Source organism: Mesorhizobium sp. WSM4306 (assembly GCF_007003975.1).
Taxonomy (GTDB): Bacteria; Pseudomonadota; Alphaproteobacteria; order Rhizobiales; family Rhizobiaceae; genus Mesorhizobium.
Genome location: NZ_VFTC01000004.1, coordinates 110,866 through 124,313 on the forward strand (window position 1 = coordinate 110,866; position 13,448 = coordinate 124,313).

Annotated in this window: 21 protein-coding genes and 1 pseudogene; 15 read left to right on the top strand and 7 right to left on the bottom strand. The window is 58.1% G+C overall.

Going from position 1 to position 13,448, the window contains the following annotated elements:
- Positions 1–195 precede the first annotated feature (195 nt).
- The 4 genes from FJV77_RS07750 to FJV77_RS07765 all read left to right on the top strand — a co-directional run bounded on the left by FJV77_RS07750 (position 196) and on the right by FJV77_RS07765 (position 1,536).
- Complete coding sequence (locus FJV77_RS07750; protein WP_142866235.1) at positions 196–447, top strand: hypothetical protein; 252 nt, start codon at positions 196–198, stop codon at positions 445–447.
- Between the two features lie 102 nt (positions 448–549).
- Entirely contained in the window at positions 550–873 is a 324-nt protein-coding gene (locus tag FJV77_RS07755; RefSeq protein ID WP_348643816.1) for a helix-turn-helix transcriptional regulator, read from the top strand.
- A gap of 17 nt (positions 874–890) precedes the next feature.
- Complete coding sequence (locus FJV77_RS07760) at positions 891–1,265, top strand: hypothetical protein (RefSeq protein ID WP_246691174.1); 375 nt, start codon at positions 891–893, stop codon at positions 1,263–1,265.
- Between the two features lie 37 nt (positions 1,266–1,302).
- Complete coding sequence (locus FJV77_RS07765) at positions 1,303–1,536, top strand: hypothetical protein (RefSeq protein WP_142866236.1); 234 nt, start codon at positions 1,303–1,305, stop codon at positions 1,534–1,536.
- Between the two features lie 469 nt (positions 1,537–2,005).
- On the opposite strand, the gene FJV77_RS07770 is transcribed toward FJV77_RS07765, so the two are convergent.
- Positions 2,006–2,227, bottom strand: a complete 222-nt coding sequence (locus tag FJV77_RS07770) for a DUF768 domain-containing protein (RefSeq protein WP_142866237.1) — start codon at positions 2,225–2,227, stop codon at positions 2,006–2,008.
- Between the two features lie 358 nt (positions 2,228–2,585).
- On the opposite strand from FJV77_RS07770, the gene FJV77_RS07780 reads away from it, so the two are divergent.
- Positions 2,586–3,041, top strand: a complete 456-nt coding sequence (locus FJV77_RS07780; RefSeq protein ID WP_142866238.1) for a hypothetical protein — start codon at positions 2,586–2,588, stop codon at positions 3,039–3,041.
- A gap of 19 nt (positions 3,042–3,060) precedes the next feature.
- Here FJV77_RS07780 and FJV77_RS07785 read toward each other — a convergent pair whose 3' ends face one another.
- A complete protein-coding gene (locus tag FJV77_RS07785; RefSeq protein ID WP_142866239.1) occupies positions 3,061–4,227 on the bottom strand; it encodes an ATP-dependent DNA ligase in 1,167 nt (388 codons plus the stop codon).
- A 125-nt stretch (positions 4,228–4,352) separates the two neighbouring features.
- On the opposite strand from FJV77_RS07785, the gene FJV77_RS07790 reads away from it, so the two are divergent.
- The 6 genes and pseudogenes from FJV77_RS07790 to FJV77_RS07815 all read left to right on the top strand — a co-directional run bounded on the left by FJV77_RS07790 (position 4,353) and on the right by FJV77_RS07815 (position 7,313).
- Positions 4,353–4,541: a DUF3606 domain-containing protein gene (locus tag FJV77_RS07790; protein WP_142866240.1), complete on the top strand. Its 189-nt coding sequence runs from the start codon at positions 4,353–4,355 to the stop codon at positions 4,539–4,541.
- A 4-nt stretch (positions 4,542–4,545) separates the two neighbouring features.
- Positions 4,546–4,764, top strand: coding sequence for a hypothetical protein (locus FJV77_RS07795; RefSeq protein WP_142866241.1), 219 nt, complete (start codon positions 4,546–4,548; stop codon positions 4,762–4,764).
- Between the two features lie 228 nt (positions 4,765–4,992).
- Positions 4,993–5,211: a hypothetical protein gene (locus tag FJV77_RS07800; protein ID WP_142866242.1), complete on the top strand. Its 219-nt coding sequence runs from the start codon at positions 4,993–4,995 to the stop codon at positions 5,209–5,211.
- 636 nt (positions 5,212–5,847) lie between these two features.
- A complete protein-coding gene (locus FJV77_RS07805; RefSeq protein WP_142866243.1) occupies positions 5,848–6,036 on the top strand; it encodes a hypothetical protein in 189 nt (62 codons plus the stop codon).
- A gap of 62 nt (positions 6,037–6,098) precedes the next feature.
- Positions 6,099–6,309, top strand: a pseudogene (locus FJV77_RS32825) (hypothetical protein).
- A 446-nt stretch (positions 6,310–6,755) separates the two neighbouring features.
- On the top strand, positions 6,756–7,313 hold the full coding sequence (locus FJV77_RS07815) for a group 1 truncated hemoglobin (protein ID WP_142866244.1): 558 nt from the start codon (positions 6,756–6,758) through the stop codon (positions 7,311–7,313).
- A 286-nt stretch (positions 7,314–7,599) separates the two neighbouring features.
- Here the strand turns inward: FJV77_RS07815 and FJV77_RS07820 are convergent, their stop codons facing one another.
- From FJV77_RS07820 to FJV77_RS07830, 3 genes are all read right to left on the bottom strand, one after another.
- Complete coding sequence (locus FJV77_RS07820) at positions 7,600–7,872, bottom strand: hypothetical protein (RefSeq protein ID WP_142866245.1); 273 nt, start codon at positions 7,870–7,872, stop codon at positions 7,600–7,602.
- A gap of 456 nt (positions 7,873–8,328) precedes the next feature.
- Positions 8,329–8,658 (bottom strand): outer membrane beta-barrel protein, encoded by a 330-nt coding sequence (locus FJV77_RS07825; RefSeq protein WP_142866246.1) that lies wholly within the window; start codon positions 8,656–8,658, stop codon positions 8,329–8,331.
- Positions 8,659–8,908: 250 nt separating this feature from the next.
- On the bottom strand, positions 8,909–9,244 hold the full coding sequence (locus FJV77_RS07830; protein WP_142866247.1) for a hypothetical protein: 336 nt from the start codon (positions 9,242–9,244) through the stop codon (positions 8,909–8,911).
- A 969-nt stretch (positions 9,245–10,213) separates the two neighbouring features.
- Here FJV77_RS07830 and FJV77_RS07850 point away from each other — a divergent pair.
- The gene (locus tag FJV77_RS07850; RefSeq protein ID WP_142866250.1) at positions 10,214–10,417 is read left to right on the top strand and encodes a KTSC domain-containing protein; all 204 of its coding nucleotides are present in this window, start codon (positions 10,214–10,216) and stop codon (positions 10,415–10,417) included.
- A gap of 176 nt (positions 10,418–10,593) precedes the next feature.
- Here the strand turns inward: FJV77_RS07850 and FJV77_RS07860 are convergent, their stop codons facing one another.
- Both FJV77_RS07860 and FJV77_RS07870 read right to left on the bottom strand, forming a co-directional pair.
- Positions 10,594–10,779 (bottom strand): DUF3606 domain-containing protein, encoded by a 186-nt coding sequence (locus FJV77_RS07860; RefSeq protein ID WP_142866251.1) that lies wholly within the window; start codon positions 10,777–10,779, stop codon positions 10,594–10,596.
- Between the two features lie 436 nt (positions 10,780–11,215).
- Complete coding sequence (locus FJV77_RS07870; protein WP_185970228.1) at positions 11,216–11,449, bottom strand: hypothetical protein; 234 nt, start codon at positions 11,447–11,449, stop codon at positions 11,216–11,218.
- Between the two features lie 257 nt (positions 11,450–11,706).
- Here FJV77_RS07870 and FJV77_RS32270 point away from each other — a divergent pair, with 257 nt between their 5' ends.
- From FJV77_RS32270 to FJV77_RS07880, 3 genes are all read left to right on the top strand, one after another.
- Positions 11,707–11,877 (top strand): hypothetical protein, encoded by a 171-nt coding sequence (locus FJV77_RS32270; RefSeq protein WP_185970229.1) that lies wholly within the window; start codon positions 11,707–11,709, stop codon positions 11,875–11,877.
- Positions 11,878–12,494: 617 nt separating this feature from the next.
- Positions 12,495–12,677: a hypothetical protein gene (locus FJV77_RS07875; protein WP_142866252.1), complete on the top strand. Its 183-nt coding sequence runs from the start codon at positions 12,495–12,497 to the stop codon at positions 12,675–12,677.
- The gene (locus FJV77_RS07880) at positions 12,661–13,314 is read left to right on the top strand and encodes a methyltransferase domain-containing protein (protein WP_142880095.1); all 654 of its coding nucleotides are present in this window, start codon (positions 12,661–12,663) and stop codon (positions 13,312–13,314) included. The genes FJV77_RS07875 and FJV77_RS07880 overlap by 17 nt, the downstream gene beginning before the upstream one ends.
- The last annotated feature ends 134 nt before the right edge of the window (positions 13,315–13,448 follow it).

The window sequence follows — 13,448 nt, forward strand, 5'->3', positions numbered from 1 at the left end:
GCGTCCACGGCGGCCGCATTGAAGGCCATGACCTCATTGCAGTTTCGTTCCTTCTCGACGATCAACAGGACAACCCTTAACCGACACCGATGAAGAATGCCGGCGATGGTGGCGCGAACACGGCCATCTTTTTCCTTCGACGGGGAATTTAATCAGGCCGCCGCGTTATGAGTGCGCGCGGAGGCGGGGGTTAAGGTGAGGGCTTTTGATAGACTTGAAGCGTTGCTGGATGCGGGCGATCCGCACGCCGCGCTGGAAGAGGCGCGAACTTCGTTGCGTCAGATCGAGGGGCGGTCAAACGCGGTTTCGAGTGCGATCGACGATTTTTTGATCGACTTGATGACTCTTGCATTCGTCACCGAAGCCTTTGGCAATCACCTCGCGGAGGCGGCTGGCAGACTCGCTCGGCGAAGGCTCTCAAAAGTCAGGCTGCTGGCTAAGCCCTGACGGGCGGGCTTAATTCTCATGGTTCGGCTCCGTAGCTGTCTCTTATATAAGCGAGATGGAACATTCGCTGCCAGCCGCTGTTCTCTGCCAGGAGGAACGGTCATGGCCGACGACATTAGGAACCACGGCGTCAGCCAGCGGTACGGCCGAGGCGAAATCGCTTCGACCCTGGTGATGACACCAGAGCAGTCCCGGGCGGCACGGGCGCTATTGAACTGGTCTCAGGTGCGGCTCGCTTCCAAGAGCGGTTTGAGCGAAGGGACAATACGCGACTTTGAAAACGGGCGGAGGATTCCGCGTGCCATGAAGCTCGCCGCCCTACTTCATGCGTTTGAGGTGGCTGGTGTAGTATTCACCGCTGCGGGGCCCTCACGAACTAACCTCTCTGAAGGCGAGTCGGGTGTGATCGGCTCCAATGAGATGTAGCGCTCGCTACGCGCGTGTTGGCCAGCGTGCTGAAGCGGCTCGTCTTCGTCACGGTCGCCGCGGCTGCGGCTGCGGCCACGCAGTTCGTCATGCACAACAACAGTCCGCTGCCAGAAAACAATCTGCAGTACTTGATCAAGCCGAATCCGGAAGTGATTGCCGGCGTGGCATCCGTCATCGATGGCGATACGACCGAGGTGCATGGGCAGCGCATCCGTCGAACGGCATCGACGCGCCCGAGAGCAAGCAGTACTGCGATGACGCCAAGGGCTTCGATGAGCAGGCATCCAAGCACTGACCCGACCTCAGATATGTACCTTTACGAGGTGGAATTCTTTGCAAAAGTAGGGCCAGCGCCCTCTTGCCAGTCGAACTGGCATGTAGGATTCTAATCCTCGTTGCGGCGAACCCCTTTAACGGAGATCGCCAATGGCCAGAACCAAACCTTCTAAACAGCTTTCGCAGGCTGAGATCGAGCGCTTCCTCGTGGCAGCCGAGGCGCTGCACAAGAGCATCGTCAGTCCCCTCCTGGCGTACCACAGCGAGCACTACCAAGCGCTTCGTGAGGTCCACGGACCGCTGTTGAAGTCGATCGAGACCATCACCGGCAAGCGGGCGCCGTTCATCCAGCCGAACATGACAGGGCCAGCAAAGCCGCTCTAGCGGTTTTCGCAGCCTATCCCGTCGCGGTGAAGGTCGATATATCCTGGCCGGTAATGATAGTAACCCGCTATTCACCATAGCCCGGACATCCGGCCTATTAGCGGCAGCTTCCGTAATTACACTCTTCGCGCCGCGAACGACTCGGATAGCTTGATTTGCGCGGGTCCCCAACCCCGCATTGGCCGGCGCTACCCACCATCACCCACCCACGGCGCCGGCCATCTTGCTAGATAAAGCATCCGGGGCGGCGGTGCTGGTGTAAGGTTGAGGAAAATGACCAGCCAACCAGCGCGGGTTACCCCCCATTCGTTCTTAAGGATGCGTTCCGGTTAAATTAGCAGCCGCGTATATTCCTTCGACAACCGGTGCCGCTCGTAGCTTTGTCCCCCGGTTTTAGGCCCGGCCGTATTGGCCTGCCGCCAAACTGCCGGGCCGCCCTGTTCGAAACGAACCGTGCGGCCCGACGCCCTTATTCTGGCAGCCCCGGATCCAAATGCACGATCGCATCGACCAAGACGCGGTATAGGCTCGGCACCTCTTCATCGGTCTCAGTCCGACTGATGCCGACCGCTTTGGCGTCTGCAATGAGCTTGCGGGTAAGCTCGTCCACAGAAACGACATCGGCCGTGGCCGTTTCCGGGAATTTGTTTACGATCCACTTGCCCAGGAAATTGATGCCGCGTGTGCTCATGGAGGCTTAAGCTCAGTCGTGGAACTAGAATCCGGTGAGTAGACCAGCCAACCCGATGATGCCTGTGATCTACGTCCGTGGCGACAGCGCGCCAAACTGGGCGCTGAAGGCGTTCCAGAAAGCGTCATGATCTCGAAGCCCTTCGCCCTGCCGCCGATCATCCCTTTCTATGCTGCTTAATCAGCAACATCCACCGCCGCGCGAACCCAACGCGTGATGGGTTAGCCCGCCTGTCACGACGAAAAGACTCGCATTAAGCGCGGATCGGCGTACGCTCTCCACGTCGTCCGCACCCGATGATAGGCAAACGGACGCTTGGGAGCGGCCATCAAGCTTTCGCCCTAGCGGGAGAGAAGCTATGTCAGGCCCCACTGGCCTGCAAATTGATTCCTATGATTTAGAGACGGTCACCAACGTCGTTCGCGACTTAGCGGTTGCGTACCCTGGCCGCCGGATCGAGCTAACGGTTCGCGAGGTTTTCCGGGACCTTTGCGGCGACGAGGCATGCCCAGTTGAGTTCGAAAGGGCCGTGACCATACGAGCGAAGCAGCCGCCGCAAGTTGACCCAGATTCTCGCGATACGAAAATAAACAGTAGCAGTGAGTTCAGCTATGCGCAAAAGCCCCGCCACTCCGCCGTTCCTGATGAGATTCCCTACGAAGTCGCCGCGTTTGCCGAAAAGCACGGACTGACACAGAGGGCAGCCGAGGTTCTTCTTTTTGCCAATGGACCGTCGAGGGTTGCATGCGACGCTGCTGCCAAAGCATTCATCCAGGCGCTGGAGATGCGAAACAAACATTGGCAGCTGGATTAGGGGTTGATCCGTCTCGCGCTTATCGCCTATCGGCGCGTGGTCGAGCCGCAACCACCGGCAGGACATTGTTGGCCGGTTGCGCGAGTCCATCAATTTCCGGGCCATCCTGCAGCGCGGCCTCTATACCGGCCCACGTTTCTGACCGCTTTATCATTCTAAGCAAATCCGGGTGAAGGCCTTCGCCCCGAGATGCGGCAATTTCATGCAATGACCGTAGGAGTTTCATGGGCTGAAGCCAACTATGAGAATGAACTCTCAAGGTAACGATGGTTGTGAACCCATGTTCCGAGCAAGATGGAAAACAGGTGGGATGGCTGCCCCTTTGCGCGCTAACTTCCCAAAAGTCCTTAAGCGTGGCATGTCGAAGGCTCTCTTCGCCCTTCAGCGTCTTCACCCGGCCCCCGAGCCCCGGCTTCAGCCATTCGGCCTTTTGCTTCTTCAAGCCCTTCGGCACCGGCCCGTCGGCCTTGCCCTGCACCCGATCCCATAGAGCTTGCCGCTTGTCAGCTCGGAAAGTCACGAACGCGCCGCCGACATAGCGGCCCTTGTCGGCCATCAGAACCATTGCCGGCTTGCCGGTCTCCCGCTGCACGCCAACGATATCAAGATCCTTTTCTTCGTAGCATTTGATTTTGCGCCAATCGTTCGTCGGCCCGCTGACATAGCGGCTCAGCTTTCGCTTGGACACCATGCCTTCAAGGTTCGCCTTATCGACCAGGTGGAACACCGCGTCGCCAGTGCCAGGCATGGCTTCGCTGAATTGAATACGGCTGCCGGTCGGCACCATGGCCTGAAGGATTTCGCGCCTGTCCTCTAGTGGCATGTTGTGGAGGTCATGGCCGTTCAGGTGCAGGAGGTCGAAGGCAACCAGATAGATATCACGCGGGCGCCCGGTCGACACAGCAGACTGTAGGGCGTGGAAATCGGAGATCCCGGTCTCGTTCACCTTGATGGTTTCGCCCTCAAGGATGAAGCTGTCAGCCTCGATCAGTGCAGCCGCTTCAGCGAGTTCGGTGTATCGCCCGGTCCAGTCGTGACCTCGCCGGGTCAGCAGACGGATGCCATCATCGTCCTTGATGATCTGGGTGCGGTAGCCGTCAAATTTGATTTCGTGAATCCACTCGTCGCCCTTCGGGGGCTCGTCATCGAGCCTAGGCTCCATAGGCGGTAAGAACGTCAAACGCATACACAGGACTCGCAACCAGCCATTCAATTAGATCAAGCTAAAATAGTTCCGAAACCGCAAATTGCCGCGCCATGCAACAATTTCCCGATGGCGACGTTGCCGCTAGATCGCAGTGGAGGAACGATATGGCCGACGACAAGAGCAAGACTGATAACCGGGATCGCAGCCAGGTCTCTGGCGACCAGGAGTACGAGGTGGGTTACTTCGCCAGCAAATTTGGTCTCTCGATCCCTGAGGTTCGCGCGCTGATCGCCAAGCACGGTAACGACCGCGACACGCTTGAGGCAGAGGCTAAACGGCTTGGGAATCGGTAGCGCCATGGCACGATACCAAGTCGAAGAACTGCGGGGCGATCAGGTGGTGAGCACTAACGAGATCGATGCCGAGGACGCCCTTTCGGCGGTTGAGGAAGTTACCGGCAGGGTCGTCTCACCGAGAGAGCTGCAAGAGCATTGGTTCAGGGTTGTCGATGAAGCCCAAGGCACGGTGCACGAGTTCAGCATTGAGGAATCCGCGCCTGAGGAGTTCGTGAAATAGCAATGGGAAAACCTCAGAACAGCAACCCCGTGGTCGGACAGTTGCCCCTATGAGCTTGAGGCTTTCATGGCGAAGCACGACCTGTCAAAACAAGCAGCCGAGGTGATTTTGCATGCCAACGGGCCGTCCCCCTACCGGTGCGATCATGAGGCAAGGCCTACAACTCCTTTAAGCGAATTCGCGACGCCAGGCTCAAACCGCCGGCGCCGAGCATAAGGGGCTGAGGCCGTGACCAAGCTCCCGGACCTGGGCCCTCCGATCCCTGGCAAGCTGCACGGCGGCGACCTCATCCGGGAAGACGATCACTTCTACAACTGCCCGAGCTGCGGACAGCGGGTCGATCAGCGTGACCTGCGCCAGGTTTTCTATCACGAGACGCCCGGGCACGAGCCGTTAGAGCTGGAAGAGAACGTTAAAGTGATACCCTTTCGTCGACCGTCAAAATAAACACCGTCCGGGCTGCAGCCATCTATCTCGAATGCAGATTGAAATCTGCAGCCTGTCGTTAGCCGGCGCCGCCGCGACAAGGGCAATATAATGGGGCCCGCACCTCACTGGCGCGGAGGCGCGGGCCCCGGCCGAGTCCTTGCGGGACCTCGACCAGCAGCGAGGCTGCCGTCGATTCAACATGCTCTGAAATATCAGGTTCCGCTTATGTACAAAAAAGCCCGCCGGCCGGAGCCAGCGAGCAAGGTCTGTCGGAGTGCACTGATGGGCCAGTGCAGTGACAGAATTTCGTCGATGCCGAGAGGTCCCCGCCAACTGACAATTTGTATTGCAGCCGGCTACAATCGCTGCGTTGGATATATTAGCATCATCTTGACTAAGCGCCGCTTTTGAACTCTCTCGTCCGCCGATCATCGACTGCAGTCGAATTTCAGGCGTAACGGGTCAGCGCCGCCGCCGTAGACCATCATCAGGTCGGCCGAGCGGCAGTAGAAGACGTTGCCACAAGTGCACTCCGCCTTCACAAGCATGTTGTGCCGGGTTGCCTTGCCAGCGTGTCAATCGGTTCATGCGCCATGAGAACAGAAAAGGAACAAATTCCTTGAACGTCAAGCCGGATTGTGGAATCTTTTCAGCATGAGCGACGAACCATCACGCCTCGCCGAAGGCATGACCGCTGTCCCACGCGAGGGACGACGCGTCGAAAATCATGCATGCGAGCATCCCGGCTGTGGCAAGGATGCCGGATTCGGCTTTGCCCGACCCCGGCAGGCCTTCGCACTGGTTCTATTCCTGCATCGCGGCGACGGCGAACGGTTTTTGTAAGAGGCAAGAAATGTCAGTTCACGTGGTTGCCGGAACCCAAATTGCCGAAGCTGATCGTGGTTATGGCATTCGACCGTGGTGAGGACGGCGAGTTGTTCACGGCGTTCGGACCGGCCGACCAACAGACAGAGGAGCGGGCGATCCGCCTCGCCAGGCTTCGCTTCCAAACACGTCGGCGTCGTTGCGTGGAGCCGCGAAGCCAATCCCGCTCTCGGCGACTATGGGCCGCCAAGCGTGCTCTTCACCGCAGGCGAAGTGCCCGACATGGAATGATCAAAGATCGACAGATTTGTCGGCCCGAGGCCGATCCTGTCGATGATGTCGGGCGTTGTTGCGCGGGCTGCCTACCTTGCTGTCGATCGGCCACATCGTCGAGCACGACGTAACGATGACAGGTGAGGCAGTCGACCGACAACCCCGTGCCGGCCTCCAGATTCTTGCCGAGCGTGTCTTCTACGAATGGAAATTCCATTGTCATGGCCGTCTTCGCCGAATGAGGTCGCCGCACCGGGTAGGATTATATTCCTCTTCCATCGTACGAGCAAGGGTATCGACACATCGGCTTTCTCCCATCGGGGAATAAGTCGAGCGGGGGAATCGTTAGAATCTTAAACGACAGAGGGTAAAGCAAAAGGGATCCTAGTTGTCCCTTCAATTGAAGCGACCAGATCCGACTGTCGCTCGATCTGGCCCTGAGCTTAGCCCGGAGGAGATCAGAGATGAAAACGGCTGTTTCGACCCCTTTTACAAGACGAGGCGCGGTCGCTGTCGCTGCGTTGGCGGCGGCCGCCGCGTCAGCGGCTGTATTGCCGGCCCACAATGCACTCGCGCAGACAAAGAAAACCAAACCTGAGAAAAGTTTATATGAGCGGCTGGGTGGCGTGTTCGCCATAGCTGCCGTGGTGGACTACTTCAGCGACGCCGTGGTGAAGAATCCCATTGTCGGCCAGAAGTCCAAGAACCCGCAACTACGGGAATGGCACACCAAGAACCTCGAACGGCTGCCCGGCCTCAAGTTCATGCGCACGCTATGGGTCTGCGACGTTTCGGGTGGCCCATTTAAGTTTATGGCAACCAAGCCGGGCTCGACGCCGCTCGGCCTTGAGGAAGCTCACCGCCGCCTGAAAATCTCCCCCGCGGAATTCGATGAGGTCGCAGCCGAGCTCGGGCGTACCCTGGACCACTTTAAGGTTCCGAAGCTCGAGAAGGACGAGGTCCTGGCAGCCTTCGCCGCGCACAAAGACGAGGTTACCGCCGGCTACCGCGAAAAGGGCTGAAGCCGCTTGCCGATCCATCCGCTTCACGACTCGAGTGGAGTATCTCCAACCGGGCAGAAGCACGCTCCGCTTGTGCCCTTGCGCGTGTGAGGGAACTCAAGGTGCGTTTGACGTGCAGCCTTTCCGTCTCACCTATTGTTCCGCTTCCTATCCGGTTGCGGTCCCTTCGACTAATAAATCACGGCTGTTCAGTTCGGTTCCGGCCAAAAAGATCAGTTGCGATGGGCGCAACCTGCGGCCTTTCGAGGGCGCTAATCGCAGTGCCGCCGCATAGACGATGAGGGCGCTACAGGTGCTCGTGGAACCTGTAATCGCAGGGTTCGGACCGAATCGTACCGCGATAGCGCACGGGAGGAGCGGGGCCGATCATGTCGCGCATTGGTGGCTGCCGCTCCACGGGCCGCACGTACACGTCGACCGCTTTCCGGCTGAGCCACACCGGCAGGAGTTCCTGGATGAACGATTTGAGGTAATCGACCATAAAAGGGCAACGCATATTGCCATCAGCGGGTTCCGTCTGCTCCCGTTCCGGCTCCCGAGCCAGTGCTGTGATGAGCATCGAGCAATCGAGTTCCTCATTGAAAGAAACGTCCCGCGGTAAAATCTGAGCCATGCGAACCCGTTTCAATCTGGTTCAATCTGGCCGTCTTGGCGGCACGGTCCGAGCACTCAGCCTCAGCGACCTGCTTTCGCGGATCTTGGCACCACGGCGATACCGCTCCTTGCGTCAGCCGAGTCGCTGCACAAGAGCATCGTCGATCCTGGCGTACCACAGCGAGCACTACCAAGCGCTTCGTGAGGTCCACGGACCGCTGTTGAAGTCGATCGAGTCATCACCGGCATGCGGGCGCCGTTCATCCAGCCGAATATGACGGGGCCGGTAAAGCCCCCTACGGATGGCTAGCGTCCACGGTGGCTTGACGGCCAACGCATCAAGCAACTTGGCAGACGCGTCCAAAGCTCCACGGCATTGATCCGGATACCGCTACAGCCGCTTGAAGTCGGGAAGCCCGCTTCAGAAGTGATAGTTGATGCCTACGCGGGCCGTGTCGAAGTCGATATTGTCAGTCGATGGGTCAGCAAAAGGCGTGTTGAAGTCGGGAGTGCCCAGGTCGACGTGCATGTACTCTGCCTTGAACGACAGCTTCTGGTTCAGCGCCCATTCAACACCTGCGCCGGCCGCCCAGCCCCACCGGGTCTCGTCATACCCGCAGGTCTGGGTGAAGCCGCGGGCTCCCAGGTCAGCCGTGCCTTTGGACCTTGCCGACAGCAAAGCCACCCGTGACATAGGGAAGAAAGTTCTCGAAGGCATAGCCACGCTGGAAATGGACGCCTGAATACGCAAAAATCCCGCCGACTTAGGCCGGCGGGCCTTGTAAACTCAGCCGATATTCAGGTCGCCAGAAGCTCTGGATGTCCCCTGCTGACGCCGATCAATGCGCAGGCGATTCCTCAGCTCAACAGCGAAACGTTTCAAAACGTCGGAATCGACGGACCGCCAGCGATGATTGCAGAAAGCTTGGCCTTGCGAACCAGCACAGGCTTTTCATACGTCTTTTTCAAAATTACTTACCCCGCTTTGATGACCCTCAAGGCTACAGGCTACAAATGACTCGCGAGATGTCAAGCGAAGGAACCACGAACTGAGGCGTGAATAGGAGATGGTCTTCATCATCCGTCACATTCATGATCCAGGGCGTCATATGTTCCCAGAAGGACTGCTTGCTCTCTTTATCATCTCGCCAGGCAGCGCGCACGGCTTCCAACCGTGCCGCTTCCAAATGGGGGACCGATACTTTCATCGTCGGGGGTGAGGTGCCGTTATCGACGTGGAAAAAATATCTGGTCATGCTGCTCTGGCCCGTTGGACGGGCTCCAAACTCTCTCAGGGCAACTTTGCTTCTCTCCAGCTTGACAACCGGAAAAGGCATAGGCCAGTTTCATGCTTTTGAGGGATCAACCGAAACCGGGGGAATTTCCCATGAAGAAGACCTACGAGAAGCCCACGCTTATGCGGAAGGGCAAGCTTTCCGCAGTCGTTGCGGCGGCTGTGTCTGTCGTCATCCTTCCGCCGCCAGGCTGACGATGCCGCATTTCTAGAGCCCGTCGGCCCTGGCCGGCGGGCTTTTTCATGCCTTTGACAGCGCTGCCTTTTACCTCATCCGCCGTTTCGATCCCATTCTCAAACAGCGCGCCATGATCTCCGCCGCCTCTCGCGCTCGGGACTGGCCTGCGGCAGATCAGCTCCCCTGGAACTGGCAGTTCTGGACGAAGGAGGCGCGCACTCGCTTATGTTTCCGTGTGAGCGATCCGAATTGGGATGGAAACATGCCTTCACTGGGGTCCGGGTCGATATTCCACTGGCGCGATTGGATTGAGCGAGAGCGGCCAGCGACGATTCACTAGCTCAGTGATGGATTAGGAAGAGGGCTGGCGCCTACCCGACGCCAGCCCTCACAGCCCGCAGCACTGCTCCTAGGAGGGCGCCCGCATGAGGTGCCCTTGCTGCGCTCCCGTCGGTCACCTGCCAACGATGATCGCAAAGCCTTGTTCCTGCTGGAGGCAAGCGTAAGCACGGCACACCAGCCCTAGGGGAATGGACGGTCACTATCCAAAAGGCACTGACTACGGAGTTCGGTCGCCAGTGCTTCAAGCGCTTTCACATCGGGCGCGTAATTGCCCGCATGCGCAGGATACCGCTCCATCTGCTGGCGATAGAACTTCAGCCACTTCGGTAAGTCGCCAATCGGGAACGTCCCTCGCCAGATGCCCTTCTCCAGCGTGAATGTGCCCGCCGTCGAATCGTACGTCGCTACCGCCTTCATAGGGGCGTTATAGGTTCGTGTTCCTGAAACAAAAGGCCGGGCCGATCGTTTGCGATCTGCAACGATGGGTGCCCCATGCCATCCACCTCGATCAGCAAAACCGAATACGATCCGGCAAGTAGGATATTGTCCGTCTGGTTCGTGGCCAGCGGCAAGCGCTACGATTTCGAGGGGGTGCCTCCGGAGACTTACAGCGCGTTCCGGTCGGCGTTTGTCAAAGGCCGCTTTTTCAACGACCACATTCGCAATCACTTCCGCTATCGCCGAATTCCGGATTAGCTGTCCAGTTCGAGCGGCTCATGTTCGTCCTGCTCGTGCCACAGGACTTGCCATATGTCTTTGCAGTCGACCATTTGGCCGCACGTTTCGCATCGGTAGAAATCCGAAATCTTCCTCGGCGCCTAGCTCGCGGTGCACCGTCACCTCTTTCGGAGGGCCGAGGTCGGAGACCCACGTCATCCTCGAAGCTTCCTTGCCTCCCGCTCCAAGGTCTTTCGGTCGTTGCCGTGCTCTTTGATGAGACCGTGAACCTGCTCGGGGCTGATCCGGTGCTGCTTGGCGAAATAGCGGACCTCGTAGTCCTCGTCGGCTGAAACTTTATCGCGGTCGCGAAAGTCTCGTTTGGTTTTGTCGTCTGCCATGGCTGTTCCTCCTGGTCGGAGAGAACATCGGCCGCCGACGATTGTTCCCATTAGCCAACGCTAACGGAACTGAAACGACCCCTCCCTATTGAATCGAATTCGAGTTCTGCGTGGAGTTCCGACGCGTAAACCCGCCGGCGGGGGCCGGTTGTCCTTCAGACCTCCGATGGAGCCCAAGCTTTTTCGAGTTCCTCCGAAAGGCGACGATTGGATTCATGAGGTCAAGCAGGGCGGGTACCGAACGCAGATCATCAAGGACCGCGACGGCATCCGGCTTTTCACAAAGCGCGGCTGTGACTGGACAGGCCGCCTCGCCGAACTCGAACGGGTAGTGGGTCAGTTTGAAATTCCGCCCCGATCACAATAGACGCTTTCGTCTAAGCGGCGTCTGGAAATAGGCGGAAGCGCATGCCACAAAGATGATGGTTCGCGGCCCTTACAAAAAGCGCCTTTTCAGCGAGGCCCTGCGGCGCTTGGACAGCTTCCGCAAAAGGTCCGCTTCGTCCGTTGTGCCGTCATCAAAAACTTGGAAGACTTCCGCAGCCAGGTATTCCCGCTGATCCTTGTCTTTCTTGGCTAGTCGCCGTTCCTCGCACAGCCGATCAAACACCCGCTGGAGCATGTCCAGATCAGCGGGCCAATAGACCCCACTGTAACGCGATAACGACATGGCCGCCGCCCTAAGCGAGCCTCTATAAGGACTATCTCACATAAGGAGTTGGACGCGAAGAAAAATACCGCGTCCAGTTCTGGAACGAATTCACGGCTTGGTGATTTAAAAGGTAAGCGGTCGATCCTTCAGGGTGTAGCCGCTGAACCGTCTCGAAGCCCGTCGCCAATCTTTCCAGAGTGGCGGCGGACTTTTTCAATTCTGCGACAGGAACAGAAGACCTGCGGATTCGTTGGGGCTAAAACGGGACGACTCCAATGGCCAACAAAGAGCCAACCGGCGATGGTGAAAGCTATTTCGTTCGACGTTTGATGGACGAGACAGGTATAACGGAGGAGCAGGCTCGGGTCCTTATCGCCTTGCTTGGCTACGAATGGACTTCGCTTCTGCGAGAGGCCAATATTCTCGCCCAAAAGCGGCAGCCTTAAATTTCAAACTGACCCACTGGCAACCCGCTGCTCCCGGGAGAAAGCAGCGGGCCAGACCGTATCCGCACGGTAGGGACCCACTGCCCGCAACATTTCAACCTCGCGCCTGGCGGGGCCGTTCCGCCGGATGAATGAAAAAGCCCGCTGCATCGGGCGAGAACGCAGCGGGCCATGGCAGCCGATTTTCGACGCATCCGGATTTGTTCCCAGGCAGTTATCGTATCGAAATTTAGAAGGAGGAAGCCCGTCGCTTACGCTCAATAGCTGCGACGGGCTTTTTCGCTTTACGCAGGAACCCGCTGGTAAGGCCGCCTTTGGCGTTTTAGCAACCTTCCGTTGTCGTTTTCATCTGCCCAGGCCGCCGACTTGGCGTCGGTATTCTGTTGCCCCGGCGCGGCCTGTTTGGCTGCTGACCCGGCGCGCAATCCTTGGCCGAATTTGAGTTCGTCCCACTCGTGGTGGTCGAATCCGTGCCAGTCGTTCCCTGGCCGGTCGAGGTGCTCGGTGCTCTAACCGAAAAGCGGCGTGGACACCGGACTTGTCTGCTTTATATTAAGTAGTTCTAACGCACCAGAAACGGTGCATTGTCCATCTGTGTGTGGCTGAGGGACACAGGTATGACAAACGAACGTCGTTACGAATATGAACTAGGGCATTCGGATCGAGAGCTGAGACGCCTGGCAACGCAGGCGGCCCTGGTTGACCCGATGACCCGGGATTATCTTCGTCGAGCAGGTATTCAAACCGGGATGCAGGTGCTCGATATCGGCAGCGGTGCAGGCGGTGTCGCTTTTCTCTGAAATTGTCGGGCCAACCGGCATCGTACTGGGTTGCGATAGATCGTCCGCAGCGGTCGAGTCAGCTCGTGTACGAGCCAAAGAACGCGCACTAAACAATGTTAGTTTTCATGAGTGCGACCCAGCGACGTTTGTGTTTGACAGGATGTTCGATGCGATCGTGGGCCGTTATGTTCTGATGTTCTCACCAGATCCCGTTGAGATGCTGAGAGGAATTGCGCGTCATCTGCGGCCTGGAGGCATCATCGTATTTCATGAGGTCGACTGGACAGGGGCCGCTTCCTTTCCCACCGTTCCAACTTACGACAATTGTTTTCGCTGCATTGCCGAGACTTTTCGTCGTGTCGGTACAAACCCCAATATGGGCATCGGACTGCATTCGACTTTCATGAAAGCCGGACTACCGGCTCCTACCATGGCAGTAAGTGCTCTGGCTGGCGGCGGGTCGGACAACTTGAGCGGCATTGACCTAGTATCCGATCTGGCGGCGACCATGGCTCCTATTATGGAGCAGATGGGTGTCATCACCGCTTTTGAGCTCGGCCCCGAAACGCTGCAAGAGCGAATATGCGCCGAGGCATCTGCCAATCAAAGCGTCGTGGTCGGCAGGTACGAGGTTGGAGCCTGGTCACGCGTCTAGAGCGGTTTATGTTTCACTTGTCTGGAATTCCTAGCCGGCGTTCCGTCCCCTCATGGACCAGGTGTTACGGCTGCGGGCTCTCGTCATCGGAAGTCCTCCCCTCTTCCTTACCGATTGAGTTCGATGCGACCTAT

Excerpts from the sequence above, each read along its gene's own strand:
- FJV77_RS07785 (WP_142866239.1), bottom strand. The coding sequence starts at position 4,227 with ATGCGTTTGACGTTCTTACCGCCTATGGAGCCTAGGCTCGATGACGAG.
- FJV77_RS07830 (WP_142866247.1), bottom strand. The coding sequence starts at position 9,244 with ATGCCTTTTCCGGTTGTCAAGCTGGAGAGAAGCAAAGTTGCCCTGAGA.
- FJV77_RS07815 (WP_142866244.1), top strand. The coding sequence starts at position 6,756 with ATGAAAACGGCTGTTTCGACCCCTTTTACAAGACGAGGCGCGGTCGCT.
- FJV77_RS07770 (WP_142866237.1), bottom strand. The coding sequence starts at position 2,227 with ATGAGCACACGCGGCATCAATTTCCTGGGCAAGTGGATCGTAAACAAA.
- FJV77_RS07755 (WP_348643816.1), top strand. The coding sequence starts at position 550 with ATGGCCGACGACATTAGGAACCACGGCGTCAGCCAGCGGTACGGCCGA.
- FJV77_RS07765 (WP_142866236.1), top strand. The coding sequence starts at position 1,303 with ATGGCCAGAACCAAACCTTCTAAACAGCTTTCGCAGGCTGAGATCGAG.
- FJV77_RS07875 (WP_142866252.1), top strand. The coding sequence starts at position 12,495 with ATGACAAACGAACGTCGTTACGAATATGAACTAGGGCATTCGGATCGA.
- FJV77_RS07805 (WP_142866243.1), top strand. The coding sequence starts at position 5,848 with ATGAGCGACGAACCATCACGCCTCGCCGAAGGCATGACCGCTGTCCCA.
- FJV77_RS07780 (WP_142866238.1), top strand. The coding sequence starts at position 2,586 with ATGTCAGGCCCCACTGGCCTGCAAATTGATTCCTATGATTTAGAGACG.
- FJV77_RS07795 (WP_142866241.1), top strand. The coding sequence starts at position 4,546 with ATGGCACGATACCAAGTCGAAGAACTGCGGGGCGATCAGGTGGTGAGC.
- FJV77_RS07850 (WP_142866250.1), top strand. The coding sequence starts at position 10,214 with ATGCCATCCACCTCGATCAGCAAAACCGAATACGATCCGGCAAGTAGG.
- FJV77_RS07820 (WP_142866245.1), bottom strand. The coding sequence starts at position 7,872 with ATGCTCATCACAGCACTGGCTCGGGAGCCGGAACGGGAGCAGACGGAA.
- FJV77_RS07790 (WP_142866240.1), top strand. The coding sequence starts at position 4,353 with ATGGCCGACGACAAGAGCAAGACTGATAACCGGGATCGCAGCCAGGTC.
- FJV77_RS07860 (WP_142866251.1), bottom strand. The coding sequence starts at position 10,779 with ATGGCAGACGACAAAACCAAACGAGACTTTCGCGACCGCGATAAAGTT.
- FJV77_RS07870 (WP_185970228.1), bottom strand. The coding sequence starts at position 11,449 with ATGTCGTTATCGCGTTACAGTGGGGTCTATTGGCCCGCTGATCTGGAC.
- FJV77_RS32270 (WP_185970229.1), top strand. The coding sequence starts at position 11,707 with ATGGCCAACAAAGAGCCAACCGGCGATGGTGAAAGCTATTTCGTTCGA.